Origin of the sequence: Variovorax sp. LjRoot84 (genome assembly GCF_964254305.1) — a bacterium.
Taxonomy (GTDB): Bacteria; Pseudomonadota; Gammaproteobacteria; order Burkholderiales; family Burkholderiaceae_C; genus Variovorax.
Window position 1 is genome coordinate 1,708,838 of sequence record NZ_CAXUTE020000001.1, and the last position, 15,416, is coordinate 1,724,253.

General features: G+C 67.9%; 13 protein-coding genes. All 13 read left to right on the forward strand.

All coding sequences use genetic code 11. The features are described 5' to 3' along the window. Nucleotides 1-4 precede the first annotated feature (4 nt). The 13 genes from motB to ACSQ9I_RS08725 all read left to right on the forward strand — a co-directional run bounded on the left by motB (nucleotide 5) and on the right by ACSQ9I_RS08725 (nucleotide 15,414). Nucleotides 5-943: a flagellar motor protein MotB gene (motB, locus tag ACSQ9I_RS08665; protein WP_093102036.1), complete on the forward strand. Its 939-nt coding sequence runs from the start codon at nucleotides 5-7 to the stop codon at nucleotides 941-943. Nucleotides 944-973: 30 nt separating this feature from the next. Further along, nucleotides 974-3,028 (forward strand): chemotaxis protein CheA, encoded by a 2,055-nt coding sequence (gene cheA / locus ACSQ9I_RS08670; protein WP_436312862.1) that lies wholly within the window; start codon nucleotides 974-976, stop codon nucleotides 3,026-3,028. Nucleotides 3,029-3,053: 25 nt separating this feature from the next. Then, nucleotides 3,054-4,382: an EAL and HDOD domain-containing protein gene (locus ACSQ9I_RS08675; RefSeq protein WP_436312863.1), complete on the forward strand. Its 1,329-nt coding sequence runs from the start codon at nucleotides 3,054-3,056 to the stop codon at nucleotides 4,380-4,382. 99 nt (nucleotides 4,383-4,481) lie between these two features. Then, nucleotides 4,482-5,303 carry a CheR family methyltransferase gene (locus tag ACSQ9I_RS08680; protein ID WP_093102041.1) on the forward strand — a complete coding sequence of 274 codons (822 nt, stop codon included), beginning with the start codon at nucleotides 4,482-4,484 and terminating at the stop codon, nucleotides 5,301-5,303. Beyond that, entirely contained in the window at nucleotides 5,300-5,908 is a 609-nt protein-coding gene (gene cheD, locus ACSQ9I_RS08685) for a chemoreceptor glutamine deamidase CheD (RefSeq protein WP_436312864.1), read from the forward strand. Before ACSQ9I_RS08680 ends, cheD begins: the two co-directional genes overlap by 4 nt. Continuing rightward, nucleotides 5,905-6,990, forward strand: a complete 1,086-nt coding sequence (locus ACSQ9I_RS08690; protein ID WP_436312865.1) for a protein-glutamate methylesterase/protein-glutamine glutaminase — start codon at nucleotides 5,905-5,907, stop codon at nucleotides 6,988-6,990. Before cheD ends, ACSQ9I_RS08690 begins: the two co-directional genes overlap by 4 nt. Before the next feature lie 31 nt (nucleotides 6,991-7,021). After that, nucleotides 7,022-7,417 carry a chemotaxis response regulator CheY gene (cheY, locus tag ACSQ9I_RS08695; protein WP_170855469.1) on the forward strand — a complete coding sequence of 132 codons (396 nt, stop codon included), beginning with the start codon at nucleotides 7,022-7,024 and terminating at the stop codon, nucleotides 7,415-7,417. Nucleotide 7,418: 1 nt separating this feature from the next. Continuing rightward, entirely contained in the window at nucleotides 7,419-8,072 is a 654-nt protein-coding gene (gene cheZ, locus ACSQ9I_RS08700) for a protein phosphatase CheZ (RefSeq protein ID WP_436312866.1), read from the forward strand. Between the two features lie 111 nt (nucleotides 8,073-8,183). Then, nucleotides 8,184-9,326 (forward strand): flagellar biosynthesis protein FlhB, encoded by a 1,143-nt coding sequence (gene flhB, locus ACSQ9I_RS08705; protein WP_436312867.1) that lies wholly within the window; start codon nucleotides 8,184-8,186, stop codon nucleotides 9,324-9,326. Beyond that, entirely contained in the window at nucleotides 9,323-11,419 is a 2,097-nt protein-coding gene (gene flhA, locus ACSQ9I_RS08710; protein WP_436290786.1) for a flagellar biosynthesis protein FlhA, read from the forward strand. Before flhB ends, flhA begins: the two co-directional genes overlap by 4 nt. Next, complete coding sequence (gene flhF / locus ACSQ9I_RS08715) at nucleotides 11,416-13,809, forward strand: flagellar biosynthesis protein FlhF (protein WP_436312868.1); 2,394 nt, start codon at nucleotides 11,416-11,418, stop codon at nucleotides 13,807-13,809. Before flhA ends, flhF begins: the two co-directional genes overlap by 4 nt. Beyond that, nucleotides 13,806-14,645, forward strand: a complete 840-nt coding sequence (locus tag ACSQ9I_RS08720; protein ID WP_436312869.1) for a MinD/ParA family ATP-binding protein — start codon at nucleotides 13,806-13,808, stop codon at nucleotides 14,643-14,645. Before flhF ends, ACSQ9I_RS08720 begins: the two co-directional genes overlap by 4 nt. Before the next feature lie 34 nt (nucleotides 14,646-14,679). Then, complete coding sequence (locus tag ACSQ9I_RS08725) at nucleotides 14,680-15,414, forward strand: RNA polymerase sigma factor FliA (protein ID WP_436303333.1); 735 nt, start codon at nucleotides 14,680-14,682, stop codon at nucleotides 15,412-15,414. The last annotated feature ends 2 nt before the right edge of the window (nucleotides 15,415-15,416 follow it).

Consider the following 15,416-nt stretch of genomic DNA (forward strand, 5'->3'; position numbering starts at 1 on the left):
CACCATGAGCGCAGAAAAGGGCCGGATCGTCGTCAGACGCGTTGCCGCGGCCGGCGGCGGCGGGCACGGCGGCGGCGGGTGGAAGATCGCCTATGCCGACTTCATGACGGCCATGATGGCCTTCTTCCTCGTGATGTGGCTGCTCTCCAATGCGAGCCCGAAGCAGCGCGAAGGCATCGCGGAACACTTCCGCATGCCGCTGAAGGTGGCCATCAACGGCGGCGAGAAGAGCAGCACCAGCGACAGCGTGATTCCGGGCGGCGGCACCGACCCGACGTCGAACATCGACGGCGAGATGCGGCGCGTCAACGCCGATGCCGACGACGAAGCCGATGCGAACCGCCTGGAGAGCATGAAGAAGCGGCTCGACGCGCTGATCGAGAACAGCCCGGTCTTCAAGCAGTTCCGCTCGCAGATCCTGATCGACATCACGACCGAGGGGCTGCGCCTGCAGATCGTGGACAACGAGAACCGTCCCATGTTCGACCTGGCCAGCGCGCGACTGGTGCCGCACATGCGCGCCATCCTGCGCGAGATCGGACCGGCGCTCAACGAGCTGCCGAACAAGATCACGCTCTCGGGCCACACCGATGCGATCGTCTACACCAACGGCGACAAGTCCTACGGCAACTGGGAGCTGTCGGCCGACCGGGCCAACGCTTCGCGGCGCGAGCTGGTGATGGGCGGCATGGCCGAAGACAAGGTGCTGCGCGTCGTCGGCCTGGCCGACAGCATGCACCTGGACAAGGCCGAGCCGCGCAACCCGATCAACCGTCGCATCAGCATCATCCTGCTCAATCACCGCACGCAGCAGCAGATCGAGCGCGAGAACAGCGGCGACGGTGCCGCGCCCACGCGGGCCGGCAAGCCGCCGGTGCGCATTCTCCCGGTCGACAACGTCAAGGTGACGGCCTACAGGCCGCCAACACCTGCACACCCCTAGCGAAAAAAGAAATCCGGTTTCGGAGCAACGATGGACCTCAGTCAGTTTACCCAGGCCTTTTTCGTCGAAGCCATCGAGCTTCTGGCGGAGATGGAGCAGCTGCTTCTCGAACTCGACGTCGAGTCGCCGGACAGCGAGCAGCTCAACGCCATCTTCCGCGCCGCGCATTCGATCAAGGGCGGCGCGGCCACTTTCGGCTTCACGGCGCTGACGGATACGACGCACCTGCTGGAGACCCTTTTGGACCGGGCACGCCATGGCCAGCTGAGCCTGAGCGGTCCGATGATCGACGCCTTTTTGGAAACGAAGGACGCCTTGCAAGAACAACTCACTGCCTATCAGGCGGGCAAAGAGCCTGAAACCGAAACGGTCGCGCACATCTGTGCGGTGCTGCAGCAGCTGGCGCGCGAAAACGGCGCCGCCGAGGCCGCTCCCGCGTCACTGCCGGCTGCGCCCGCGCCCGCCCCGGTGGTTGCCGCGCCGGTTGCGGCGGCCGCCCCAGCAGCGGAGGGCGCGCTGCGCATCCGCTTCGCGCGTCTCTCCGACAGCGAGTGCGATCTGCTCGCCGACGAACTGGGCAACCTCGGCCGCGTGCTCTCGCGCACGCGCAGCAATGACCAGTTGACCGTGATGCTCGAGACCACCTGCGCGCCCGACGACATCGTCGCCGTGTGCTGCTTCGTCATCGACGAATCGCAGATCGAGATCACGCGCGAGGCGGCGCAGCCCGAGGAGGCGGCAGCAGCGATCGCGCCGGAAGCGGCGCCGGCGGCAGCGAGCCCGGCCGTCGCTGCGCCGAAGCCGGCGAGTGCATCCGCCGCACCGGTGGCTGCAGCCGCGAACGCCAAGGAGTCCAGCTCGATCCGCGTCGACGTGGAGAAGGTCGACCAGCTCATCAACCTGGTGGGCGAGCTGGTGATCACGCAGTCGATGCTGACGCAGGCGGCGACGATGCTCGACCCGGTGGCCTACGAGCGCTTCCTGAGCGGCCTCGGCCACCTCGAACGCAATGCGCGCGATCTGCAGGAGTCCGTGATGTCGATCCGCATGATGCCGATGGACTACGTGTTCAGCCGCTTCCCGCGCGTGATCCGCGATGTCAGCGCCAAGCTCGGCAAGCAGGTTCGCCTCGACACCAACGGCCGCGAAACCGAGCTCGACAAGGGGCTCATCGAACGCATCGTGGATCCGCTCACGCACCTGGTGCGCAACAGCCTGGACCACGGCATCGAGACGCCCGAGCAGCGCCTCGCCAAGGGCAAGGAGGCCACCGGCCAGCTGCTGCTGTCGGCCCAGCACCATGGCGGCAACATCGTGATCGAGGTCAGCGACGACGGCGCCGGTCTCAACCGCGAGAAGATCCTCGCCAAGGCGCAGCAGCAAGGGCTGGCCGTGAGCGACGCGATGCCCGACGAGGAGGTGTGGCAGCTGATCTTCGCGCCCGGCTTCTCGACGGCGGAACAGGTCACCGACATCTCCGGGCGCGGCGTGGGCATGGACGTGGTCAAGCGCAACATCCAGGAGATGGGTGGCCATGTGGAGATCAGCTCGCGCGAAGGCCGCGGCACCACCACGCGCATCGTGCTGCCGCTGACGCTGGCCATCCTGAACGGCATGTCGGTCAAGGTCGGCGAGGAGGCCTACATCCTGCCGCTCAGCTATGTGATCGAGTCGCTGCAGCCGCTGCCGGAGCATCTGCATTCGATCACCGCCGACGGCCACGTCATCAAGGTGCGCGGCGAGTACCTGCCGCTGATCGAACTGCACCGCGTCTTCGACGTGGCCGGTGCGCAGACGCAACCGACGCAGGGCATCCTGGTGATCGTGCAGGCCGACGATGCGCGCTTCGCGCTGCTGGTCGACGAGCTGCTCGGACAGCACCAGGTCGTGGTCAAGAACCTCGAGACCAACTACCGCAAGGTGCCAGGCATCTCGGCCGCGACCATCCTGGGCGACGGCAGCGTGGCCTTCATCATCGACGTCGGCGCCATGCCGCGCATCCAGCGTGCGCAGGCGGCAAGCGCCGCCGCGCTGGCCGGTGCCTCCAGGATCGACGCCGCCGCCGCCGCCGCCACCGCCCACTGAGCGAGACACAGACGGAGACAAGAACATGCGCTTCGATTTTTTCCGGCGTCACGATTCCGACAACGCTTCGGTCGGTGACGCAGCGACGGAAGAGGCCTCCGCCGCGCAACTGCCGGCTGCGCAGGAGCGCAGCACCGACGGCTATCTGACCTATGCCTTGCTGCTGGACACGCAGAAGCGCGTTGCGGGCTACAGGCTCGCATGGCAGCCGGCGGCGCAATACAACGCCGCGGGCGCGGCCGAGCTGTTCAAGGCCTTCGTGAGCTGCGTGGCCAGGCACCTCAATCCGCCCAAGACCGCATGGCGGCTCGGCCATACCGTGCTCTTCTTCGACGTGACGGCCGAGACGCTGGCGGCCAGCGAACTGCAGGGGCTGCCGCCGGACAACGTGGTGCTGTGCCTGGGGCCGGATGCGCTCATGAATGCGGACGTGCGGCCCATCCTGCTGTTCCTGCGCGAGCAGGGCTTTCGCTTCATGCTGTGCGGCGCCGAGGCGCTGCCGGAAGATCCCGAGCTGCGCGGCCTCGTCACCCACTTCGATGTCGGCACCGGCCATCTCGACCTGGTGGCCAAGCTGCGGCGCGAGGAGCCGCCGGGCGAGCCGCTGCACCTCATCGCCACGCGCATCGCCACCTGGAAGGATTTCGACGCCTGCGCGGCGCGCCGCGTCGATGTGTTCCTCGACGGGACCGGCATGCAGCCGGAGAAGGAGGAGGCCGGCCGCACCCTGCAGCCCGAGTCGATGCTGATCGTGCGGCTGATGCAGATGATCCAGCGCAACGAGGACCTGCGCGAGATCGAGGCGGCCCTCAAGCACGACGCTGCGCTGACCTACAGGCTCCTGCGCCACATGAATTCGCCCGCCATCGGCGTGGGGGTGGAGATCCATTCGCTGCGCCACGCGGTGACGATGCTCGGCTACTCGCCCCTGTTCCGCTGGCTGTCGCTGCTGCTGGCGACCAGCAACGCCAAGGCCAGCCCGCCCTTCCTGATGAAGAAGGCGATCATCCGCGGCCGCTTCGTCGAGTTGATGGGCGAGGGGATGCTGCCGTCCGGCGAGGCCGACAACTTGTTCGTGGTCGGCATGTTCTCGATGATCGACCAGCTGCTGGGCGTCACCATGCAGGAGGTGCTGGGCAAGGTGCAGCTCAGCGAATCGGTGCAGCAGGCCATCCTCGCGCGCGAGGGCATGTACGGCCCCTTCCTCGCGCTCGCGGAGAGCTGCGACGAGGACGGTGTCCGGGCCGCGCAGCTGTCGGAGGCGCTGTTCATGAGCACCGAACAAGTCAATGCAGCGCACCTCTCCGCGCTCGTCTGGGCGCAGGACGTGAGCCCCGCCGAAGCGACGTACTGATGAAGGCGTGGCCCGAGATGCAGGACTTTTGCACCCTTGATCGGGCCATAGGAAAAGGTGAGCGCTGTGTACATTGAAAGTCATGTACCGGCGCTGACTGTGAACTCCGAATTCCTCTTTACCGATAGCGACTTTTCCAGGATCCGGACGCTGATCCATCACCGCGCCGGCATCGCCCTGGGCGAGCAGAAGCGCCAGATGGTCTACAGCCGGCTTTCGCGCCGCCTGCGCGAGCTGCGCCTGCCCGAGTTCTCGACCTACCTCGAGCTGCTCGAAGCCAGCCGCGACGGCGAGGAGTGGCAGGCCTTCATCAACTCGCTGACCACCAACCTCACGTCCTTCTTTCGTGAGGCGCACCATTTCCCGGTGCTCGCCGCGCACGTGCGCAAGAGCAAGCAGCCGGTCACGATCTGGTGCGCGGCCGCATCCACCGGCGAGGAACCCTATTCGATCGCCATCACGCTGATCGAGGCGCTCGGCGAGCGCGCGAGCACGGCCCGCGTGATCGCCACCGACATCGACACCGCGGTGCTGGCCAAGGCCTCGGCCGGCGTCTTCACGCTGGAGCAGGTCAACCGGCTGTCCACCGAGCGGCTGCGGCGCTTCTTCAGCAAGGGCACCGGCAGCAACGCCGGCAAGGTGCGCGTGCGTCCCGAGGTCGCAGCAATGGTCAAGTTCGGGCGGCTCAACCTGCTCGATCCGACCTGGCCTGTGAAGGAGCCGGTGGACGCGATCTTCTGCCGCAACGTGATGATCTATTTCGACAAGCCGACGCAGAAGAAGGTGCTCGACCGCTTCGCGCCGCTGCTCAAGCCCGAGGGCCTGCTGTTCGCCGGCCATTCGGAGAACGCCTCGCTGGTCAGCCCGAGCTTCAAGGCCGTGGGTCAGACCGTGTACGAGCTCAGCAAGGGCAAGTCATGAGCGCAGCGGTCCCGGGCTCGGTGGCCAGCCATCACTACTTCGACCGCGACCTCGACTGCATGGCGGTCAAGCTGCTGCCTTCCGAGTACTACGTCACCATCACCGACATCGCGCTGACCACGGTGCTGGGCTCCTGCGTGGCGGCCTGCATCGTGGACCTGGACGCCGGCGTCGCGGGCATGAACCACTTCATGCTGCCGGAAGACGGCGAGCCCGGAACGCGCGGCCAAGTCGAGTCGATGCGCTACGGCGCCTATGCGATGGACGTGCTGATCGGCGAGATGCTGCGCGCCGGCGCGCGCCGCGATCGGCTGCAGGCCAAGGTCTTCGGCGGCGCCGCGGTGCTCGCCAACATGACCACGCTCAACATCGGCGACCGCAATGCCGACTTCGTGCTGCGCTACCTGAAGGCCGAGCGCATCGCCGTCGCGGCGCAGGACCTGCGCGGCCAGCATGCGCGCCGCGTGTGCCTGTTGCCCCGCAGCGGCAAGGCCGTGGTGCGCAAGCTGCGCACGCAGATCGACGTGCAGTCGATTCAGCGCGAGGAGGGCGAGCTGCTGCGCCGGCTCTCCGTCGCCAATGACAAAGGGAGTTGGGTGGCATGAGCGGCAACAAGATCAAGGTGCTCTGCGTCGACGATTCGGCGCTGATCCGCAGCGTGATGACCGAGATCATCAACAGCCAGAGCGACATGAGCGTGGTCGGCACGGCGGCGGACCCTCTGGTGGCGCGCGACCTCATCAAGCAGACCAACCCCGACGTGCTCACGCTCGACGTCGAGATGCCGCGCATGGACGGGCTGGAGTTCCTCGAGAAGCTCATGCGCCTGCGGCCCATGCCGGTGGTCATGGTGTCCTCGCTGACCGAGCGCGGCTCCGAGATCGCGCTGCGCGCGCTGGAGCTCGGCGCGATCGATTTCGTCACCAAGCCGCGGCTCGGCGTGCGCGACGGCCTGCTCAACTACACCGAGCTCATCGCCGGCAAGATCCGCGTCGCCGCCAGCGCGCGCCTGCTGCCGAGCCGGCATGCGAGCGCGCAGCGGCCCGCGGCGGATCATGCGCTGGAGCCGCTCCTGCGCAGCCCACTGCTCTCCACCGAGAAGCTCATCATCATCGGCGCCTCGACCGGCGGGACTGAAGCGATCCGCGAGGTGCTGCAGCCGCTGCCGCCCGACGCGCCGGCGGTGCTGATCGCCCAGCACATGCCGCCCGGCTTCACGCGCTCCTTCGCCCAGCGGCTGGACGGCCTGTGCCGCATCCACGTGAAGGAGGCCGAGCACGGCGAGCGCGTGCTGCCGGGCTATGCCTACATCGCGCCCGGCGGCTACCACCTGTCGCTCGCCCGCAGCGGTGCCAACTACGTCGCGCATCTGGACCAGGAGCCACCGGTGAACCGGCATCGGCCCTCGATCGACGTGCTGTTCGATTCGGCGGCCAGGCACGCCGGCAAGAACGCGATCGGAATGATCCTCACCGGCATGGGCAAGGACGGCGCCGAAGGCCTGCTGCGCATGAAGCGGGCCGGCGCCCACACCCTGGCGCAGGACGAGGCGAGCTGCGTGGTCTACGGCATGCCGCGCGAGGCGGTCGCGCTGGGCGCGGTGGACGAGGTGTCGCCGTTGAACGAGATCAGCCGCCGCGTGCTGGCGCACCTGCGCACCTTCGGCGAGCGCGCGAACCGGGTTTGAACCTTTTTGAACTGTCAGTGGAGAAATCGTGATCGATAAGAGCATCAAAATTTTGGTCGTGGACGACTTCCCGACCATGCGCCGCATCGTGCGCAATCTGTTGAAGGAGCTGGAGTTCCTCAACGTCGACGAGGCCGAGGACGGCGCGGCCGGCATCGAGAAGCTGCGCGGCGGCAACTTCGGCTTCGTGGTCTCGGACTGGAACATGCCCAACATGGACGGCCTGACCATGCTGCAGACCATCCGCGCCGACCCGGAACTGGCCAAGCTGCCGGTGCTGATGGTCACCGCCGAAGCCAAGAAGGAAAACATCATCGCCGCCGCACAGGCCGGCGCCAACGGCTACGTGGTCAAGCCCTTCACGGCCGCGACGCTGGAGGAAAAGATCGTCAAGATTTTTGAGAAGCTCCAGAAAGAAGGGGCATGACATGACGCACAACGTGCCCGATGCCGGAGGGCAGACTAACACTCACGAGGAACTGCTGGGACGCATCGGGCAGTTGACGCGACAGCTGCGCGAGGGCCTGCGCGAGCTGGGCCTGGACAAGCAGGTCGCCCGCGCCGCGCAAGCCATTCCCGACGCGCGCGACCGCCTCAACTACGTCGCCAGCATGACCGAGCGGGCGGCGCACCGGGCGCTCAACGCGATCGAGCTCGCGCAGCCGCTGCAGGAGGAACTGGCCGACCGGGCCAAGGGCCTCACGAAGCGCTGGGACCAGTGGTTCGAGAACCCGATCGAACTGGACCATGCGCGCGAGCTCGTGATGGACACGCGCGGCTACCTGCAGCACGTGCCGCAGCAGGCGAGCGCCATCAACACGCAGCTGATGGAAATCATGATGGCGCAGGATTTCCAGGACCTGACCGGCCAGGTCATCAAGAAGATGATGGAAGTGGTCAACGACGTCGAGACGCAGCTGTTGCAGGTGCTGATCGACAACACGCCGATAGAGAAGCGCCACGAGTCGGCACCGAGCGCGCAGAACAACCTGCTCAACGGCCCGCAGATCAACACCGCCAATCCCGAGGCGGTGACCGACCAGGCACAAGTCGACGATTTGCTGGAAAGCCTGGGGTTCTAAGGCCCGAGTTGGAGGGCAATCCGGGCCTTGATCGAACGATTGTTCCAAGGCACCGAATCCAATAATTCAGCCATGAGCTGAGGTCTTCGCCGATGCTCTTTCGGAGCATGAATGGCTGAAGAAAGCGATCTCGAGAAAACGGAACCTGCCTCGCCGCGGCGCCTGGAGAAGGCGCGCGAAGAAGGCAATGTGGCCCGTTCGCGCGAACTGGTCACTTTCGTTCTGCTCGCCACCGCCGTCGCCGGCCTGTGGCTCACGGCGGAATCGGTCGGCAACACCATGCGCGGCGCGCTGCGCCACGGCCTGAACTTCGATCGCACGGCCGCCTTCGATCCCTCCTACATGCTGGCCCAGACCGGGCTGATGGCGATGCAGTCGCTGATCGCGCTGGCGCCGCTCGCCGGCATGATCGTGCTCGCCGCGCTGGTCGCGCCGCTGATGCTCGGCGGCTGGCTGTTCTCTGCCAAGGCCATCGGCCCCAAGTTCGACAAGCTCGATCCGATCGCCGGCGTCAAGCGCCTGTTCTCCGCGCAGTCGCTGGCCGAGCTGCTGAAGGCGCTGGCCAAGTCGCTCCTGATCGGCGGCGTCGCCTGGCTGGTGATCATGGACAACATGGACGAGGTCACGGCGCTGATGGCGCAGTCGGAGCGCGCCGCGCTGCCGCAGACGATCCGGCTGGTGGGGCGCAACTGCGCGCTGATCACGGCCGCGCTGCTGCTCATCGCGCTGGTCGACGTGCCCTTCCAGCTCTGGAGCTACTACCGCAAGCTGCGCATGTCGCGCGAGGACCTGCGCCAGGAGCACAAGGAAAGCGAAGGCGATCCGCACATCAAGGCGCAGATCCGCCGGCAGCAGCAGCAGATGGCGCGCCGCCGCATGATGTCCGAGGTGCCCAAGGCCGACATCGTGGTCACCAACCCGACGCACTTCGCCGTCGCGCTCAAGTACGTCGACAACGACATGCGCGCGCCGCGCGTGGTGGCCAAGGGCGTGGACGCCGTGGCCGAGCGCATCCGCGAGATCGCGCGCGAGAACAAGGTCGCGATCCTCGAGGCGCCGCCGCTCACGCGCGCGCTCTACAAGCACACCAGGCTGGGGGACGAGATTCCCACCGGCCTCTACACCGCCGTGGCCGAGGTGCTGGCCTGGGTCTACCAGCTGAAGCGCTGGCAAAGCGAAGGTGGCGAAGCGCCGCGCACGCCGGCCGACCTGCCGGTTCCCGAGGCCCTCGCATACAACGTGAAAGCTGCATGAACGCCCTCGCAAGCCTGATGCGTCAGCCGGCGCAGCTCTTTTCCGGCAGCCAGTTCAAGGGACTGGCCGGCCCGATCCTCATCATCATGATTTTGAGCATGATGGTGCTGCCGCTGCCGCCCTTCCTGCTGGACCTGCTGTTCACCTTCAACATCGCGATGTCGGTGATGGTGCTGCTGGTGAGCATGTACACCATGAAGGCGCTGGACTTCGCGGCCTTCCCGGCGGTGCTGCTGTTCTCCACGCTGCTGCGCCTGTCGCTCAACGTGGCCTCGACGCGTGTGGTGCTGATGCAGGGCCACACCGGGACCGATGCGGCGGGCAAGGTGATCGAGGCCTTCGGCCACTTCCTGGTCGGCGGCAACTTCGCGGTTGGCGTGATGGTGTTCATCATCCTGGTGCTGATCAACTTCATGGTCATCACCAAGGGCGCGGGCCGCATCGCCGAGGTCGGCGCGCGCTTCATGCTCGACGCCATGCCCGGCAAGCAGATGGCGATCGACGCCGATCTCAACGCCGGGCTGATCGGCGAGGACGTGGCGCGCAAGCGCCGTACCGAGGTGGCGCAGGAAGCCGACTTCTACGGCTCGATGGACGGCGCCAGCAAGTTCGTGCGCGGCGACGCCGTGGCCGGCCTGCTCATCATGGTCATCAACATCATCGGCGGCCTGGTGGTCGGCATGGTGCAGCACGGGCTGGACTTCTCCACCGCCGGCAAGACCTACACGCTGCTGGCCATCGGCGACGGCCTGGTGGCGCAGATCCCGGCGCTCGTGATCTCGACCGCAGCCGGCGTGATCGTCTCGCGCGTGACCACCGAGGAAGACGTCGGCCGCCAGCTGACCGGCCAGCTGTTCTCGAACCCGCAGGTGCTGTTCCTGACGGCGGCCATCATCGGCCTGATGGGGATGATCCCCGGCATGCCGAACGTGGCCTTCCTGCTGATCGCGGGCGGCCTGGTCTGGCTCGGCCGGCGCCTGCTGCTGCGCGCACCGCAGAAGGCCGCCGAACAGGCCGCCGCGGCGGCGCAGGCGACGGCGATGCCGGCGGCCGAATCGGCCGAAGCGACCTGGGACGACGTGGCGCTGGTCGACCCGCTGGGCATGGAAGTGGGCTACCGCCTGATTCCGCTGGTGGACCAGTCGCAGAACGGCGAGCTCTTGGGCCGCATCAAGAGCATCCGCAAGAAGATCGCGCAGGAGCTCGGCTTCCTGGTGCCGGTGGTGCACATCCGCGACAACCTCGAGATCCAGCCCAACACCTACATCATCAGCCTCAAGGGCGTCGAGATCGGCCGCGGCGAAGCCTTCCCCAACCAGTGGATGGCGATCAACCCGGGGCAGGTGACGGGCACGCTGCCCGGCACGCCGACGCAGGACCCGGCCTTCGGCCTGCCCGCGGTCTGGATCGACGCCAGCCAGCGCCAGCAGGCGCAGGTCTTCGGCTACACGGTGGTCGATGCCTGCACGGTGATGGCCACCCATCTCAACCACCTGATCCAGACCCACGCCGCCGAGCTGCTGGGCCGCCAGGAAGTGCAGCAGCTGCTCGACCAGGTCGGCAAGACCGCGCCGAAGCTGACCGAGGACCTGGTGCCCAAGGTGCTGACGCTGAGCACGCTGCACAAGGTGCTGCAGAACCTGCTGGAGGAAGAGGTGCCGATCCGCGATATGCGCACCATCCTCGACGTGATGGCCGAGCATGCGCCGACCATCAAGGACGCGACCGAGCTGACCACGCTGACGCGCCTGGCCCTGGGCCGCGCGATCGTGCAGCAGCTGTTCCCGGGCGACACGGAGATGCAGGTGATCGGCCTCGACGGCACGCTCGACGGCGTGCTGCAGCAGGCCCTCACCAGCAACAGCGGCATCGAGCCGGGCCTGGCCGACAGCCTGCTGACGCAGGCCCAGGCCGCCATCGCGCGCCAGGAGCAGATGGGCCTGGCGCCGGTACTGGTCGTGCAGCACGCATTGCGCGTGCTGCTCTCGCGCTTCCTGCGGCGCAGCCTGCCGCAGCTCAAGGTTCTCTCGCACGCCGAGATTCCTGATTCCCGCCACATCAAGATCACCGCCACCATTGGAGGAAGAGTTTGAACATCATCACGGACGTGCAAACCACCGCACGCAGGTTCATTGCCACCACCAGCCGCGAAGCGCTGCGCCTGGCGCGCGAAGCCCTCGGCGGCGAGGCGATGGTGCTGACCAACCGCGTGCTGGCCGACGGCGTCGAGATCGTCGCCATGGCGCCGGACGAAGTGGAGCAGGTGCTGGAGCAGGCCGCGCCCGAGGCGCCTGTCGCATCGCTTGCGCCGGTTGCACCGGCCTTGCCTCCCGCGCCTGAAATGCCCGCGATGCGCGAGCAGCCCGCGGCCCCGATCGCCGCGCCTGTGCCCACCCCCGCGCCCCAGCCGGCACCCGCGCCAGCGGCCCCCACCGACAGCGTGCTCAGCGAATTGCATTCGATGCGCGGCATGATCGAAGAGCAGCTCGCCAGCGTGGTCTGGAACGACAAGCAGCGCCGCGATCCGATGCGCGGCCGCCTCCTGCGCACCCTGCTCGGCGCCGGCTTCAGCGCGCGGCTTTCGAAGGCGATGCTGGAGCATCTCCCCGCGAACCAGAGCTACGCGCAGGGCATGGCCTTCGTGCGCTCCGAGCTGATGCGCACGCTGCCCATTCTCGAGAACGAAGACGCGCTCTTGGCCCAGGGCGGCGTCTATGCGCTGATGGGGCCGACCGGCGTCGGCAAGACCACCACCACCGCCAAGCTCGCGGCGCGCTGCGTGATGCGCTTCGGCGCCGATAAGCTGGCGCTGGTGACCACCGACAGCTACCGGATCGGCGCCTACGAGCAGCTGCGCATCTACGGCCAGATCCTCAATGTGCCGGTCTATGCGGTGAAGGACGCGGCCGATCTGCACCTGGTGCTGGAAGACCTGCGCGACAAGCACATGGTGCTGATCGACACCGTCGGCATGAGCCAGCGCGACCGCGCGGTGTCCGACCAGATCGCGATGCTGTGCAGCAGCCACCGGCCGGTGAAGCGGCTGCTGCTGCTCAACGCCGCCAGCCATGGCGACACCCTCAACGAAGTGGTGCATGCCTACCGCCACGGCGGCGCCGGCAACGAGCTGGCCGGCTGCATCTTCACCAAGGTCGACGAGGCCACCCATCCGGGCGCGCTGATCGACACCGTGATCCGCCATCGGCTGCCGGTGCACTACATCTCCAGCGGCCAGAAGGTGCCGGAGAACCTGATGCCGGCCGAGCGCGCCCAGCTGGTGGACAGCGTGTTCCAGGCCAGGAGCCACAGCGCGCTCTTCGTGCCCGGCGAAAGCGATCTGCAGGATAAGCCCGCCGGAGCGGAAGTCGAGCAGGCGCAGGCCGAGTCCGACCGGCTGCGCATGCAGTACCAGCGGCTGATCCAGGCCATGGCCCACGATGCGCAGGAAGTCGCTGCGGCCGCCACGGCGCTCACCGGCGCCGAGCTGGGCTTCGAACATGCGCGCGAGCTCTGGCGCCAGGCCGTCGACGAGGACGTGCTCCACAAGGCGGTGCTGCAGTCGCTCATGACGCATGCGAAGAGCGAGATCGCCGCCGGCTGCGACACGCACGTGCTTGCGCTCAGCGGCCAGGTCGGCCTCAAGTCGAACGAAGGCGGCGACGCCTACGAATGCCAGAGCAGCCTGCTCTTGTCCGACAGGAGCGGCCTGCCGCTGGCGGCGCCGAACCAGTGGCTCTCGACCGCGGCGGTCCGCGGCGCCGGCGATGCCGCGCGCAAGCCCGGCATGCGCCAGGCCCAGTGGCTGCGCCAGCAGGATTTCGGCAAGACGGTGGTGCACGTGCTGCCCCGGCTGCCCGGCAGCGAATTCATGGCGCAGGGCCAGCTCTGGCTGGCGCGCGCGCCGGGCTCGACGGCGGTGAGTGATCCGCGCTCCGGCAAGGCCGGCACCCTGGCGCGACTGGCGCTCGTGTTCGGCGAAACGCGGCCCGAGCGCTTCAAGGGCAAGGCGGCGCTGCAGTCGGAGGCACATGCCGACGTGCTGCTGCGCGGCGACGCCGAACTGCCGCCGCTGCGCTGCGTCGCGACGCGCGTGACGGATGCGAAGACGCGCAAGATCCTCGCGCAGAGCTATGCGCTCGCAAACGTCGGCAGCGAGATCACGGTGCGGCAGCTCGCGCAGTGGCAGGCCTGGGCCGCGGAGGCCGAGCCCTGCTTCCGGCTGATCCGCCAGGGTTTGCAGCTGCTCGGCGGCATGGGCGAGCTCGGCGATCCGCACATGATGAAGCGGCTCCTCGTCGCAGGCCAGGTGACGACCACCGTCTGGCGCCTGCTGCATGCGCGCGGCGACTGGACCGAGCGCACGCGCGCGCTGCTGAACCAATTGACCGGCCGGCCGGCACGGCCCGACCGCGCGCCCTCGGGCAATGCGCTCTACGTCGGCGTGGGCAAGCTGTTCCTGCTGCTGGAAGCCCTGGGCACGTGAGCAACAAGATGGTTGCCGATCAAGCCGACGGCCTGCGGCGCCTGCTGGCGCACACGCCGACGCGCGTCGTCGCCGTGGCCGGCATGGCGCGCGAACTGGGCGCCACCACGGCGGCGATGAACCTGGGGGCGGCCCTGGTGCTGCAGGGCAAGGACGTGCTGCTGCTCGACGAGCACGGGATGGCGGTGGACTCCGCCTGCGCCCTCTGGTCGCTCGATCCGCTCGGCACGCTGGCCGACGTGGCCTTGCGGCGGCTGACCTGCGAAGGCGCCGCTGCGCGCGCGAGCTGCGGCGTCAGCGTGCTGCCGGCACTGCCCGGCGCGCAGGACCCGAGCGCGGACCCGCGCCGGCTGTGGCAGGGCGACGTGATCCTGATCGACGCCGTGTTCGACGGTGAGGGCCGGCTGTCGGAGCTGGCGCAGATGGCCGACGAACTGGTGCTGGTGCTGCAGCCCCATGCGGCGTCCATCACCTCCACCTACTCGGGCATCAAGCGGCTGCACTACGCGCATGCGCTGAAGCAGCTGCGTTTGCTGGTCAACGGCGTCGCCGATCCCGAGGCGGCGCAGCAGATCATGGCCAACCTGGTCCAGACCGGCAGCCGCTACCTGGCCGTGTCGCTGCAGCCGGCCGGATGGGTGCGTGCCGATCCGCACCTGCGCGACGCCAGGCGCCTCTGCCGCACGGTGGTCGAGGCCTTTCCGGCCAGCCCGGCGGCGGTGGATTTCCGGCGCATCGCGGCCGACATGGGGCAGTGGCCCTGGCGCCCGGGCGCCAGCCTCGCCGTGCCGCCCGCGCGCGAGACGCAGGGCTCGAACATCGCCGCGGCCTCCTGAGGCCGCGGCAACTTGGAGAAGGAAAAGAACGGCCGTGTACACCGCACAGGGAACCATCGAGAAGTCCCATCTGCTGAAGCAGCACCAGCCGATGGTGCGCCGCATGGCGCTGCAGATGATCGCCAAGCTGCCCGCCAGCGTCGAGCTCGACGACCTGATCCAGGCCGGCATGATCGGCCTCCTGGACGCGTCGAGCCGCTACGAGGACAACCGCGGCGCGCAGTTCGAGACCTTTGCCAGCCAGCGCATCCGCGGCGCCATGCTCGACGAGCTGCGCGCCAACGACTGGGGCTCGCGCGGGCTGCGCCAGTCGGCGCGCAAGGTGGAGGCGGCCATCCAGGCGCTCGAACATCGGCTGGGCCGCGCGCCTTCCGAAGGCGAGATCGCCAAGGAACTGAAGATGAGCCTGGACGCCTACCAGGCCCAGCTGCAGGAGATCCAGGGCTGCCAGCTGCTGTACGTCGAGGACTTCACGCAGGGCGAAAGCGACAGCCCCTTTCTCGACCAGAACGCGCGCGGTGCGCGCAGCGAGCGCGGCGGCAGCGACGACCCGCTGGAGCAACTGCTCGAGAGCGGTTTTCGCCACCAGCTGGTGGATGCCATCGGCACGCTGCCCGAGCGCGACCAGCTGCTGCTCAACCTCTACTACGAGGAAGAACTCAACCTGCGCGAGATCGGCGCCATCCTCGAAGTGAGCCAGTCGCGCGTGTGCCAGCTCCACAGCCAGGCGATCACGCGGCTGCGGGTGGCGCTGAAAGAGATTCTGTAGCG

Excerpts from the sequence above, each read along its gene's own strand:
- motB (WP_093102036.1), top strand. The coding sequence starts at position 5 with ATGAGCGCAGAAAAGGGCCGGATCGTCGTCAGACGCGTTGCCGCGGCC.
- cheA (WP_436312862.1), top strand. The coding sequence starts at position 974 with ATGGACCTCAGTCAGTTTACCCAGGCCTTTTTCGTCGAAGCCATCGAG.
- ACSQ9I_RS08675 (WP_436312863.1), top strand. The coding sequence starts at position 3,054 with ATGCGCTTCGATTTTTTCCGGCGTCACGATTCCGACAACGCTTCGGTC.
- cheD (WP_436312864.1), top strand. The coding sequence starts at position 5,300 with ATGAGCGCAGCGGTCCCGGGCTCGGTGGCCAGCCATCACTACTTCGAC.
- ACSQ9I_RS08690 (WP_436312865.1), top strand. The coding sequence starts at position 5,905 with ATGAGCGGCAACAAGATCAAGGTGCTCTGCGTCGACGATTCGGCGCTG.
- cheZ (WP_436312866.1), top strand. The coding sequence starts at position 7,419 with ATGACGCACAACGTGCCCGATGCCGGAGGGCAGACTAACACTCACGAG.
- flhB (WP_436312867.1), top strand. The coding sequence starts at position 8,184 with ATGGCTGAAGAAAGCGATCTCGAGAAAACGGAACCTGCCTCGCCGCGG.
- flhA (WP_436290786.1), top strand. The coding sequence starts at position 9,323 with ATGAACGCCCTCGCAAGCCTGATGCGTCAGCCGGCGCAGCTCTTTTCC.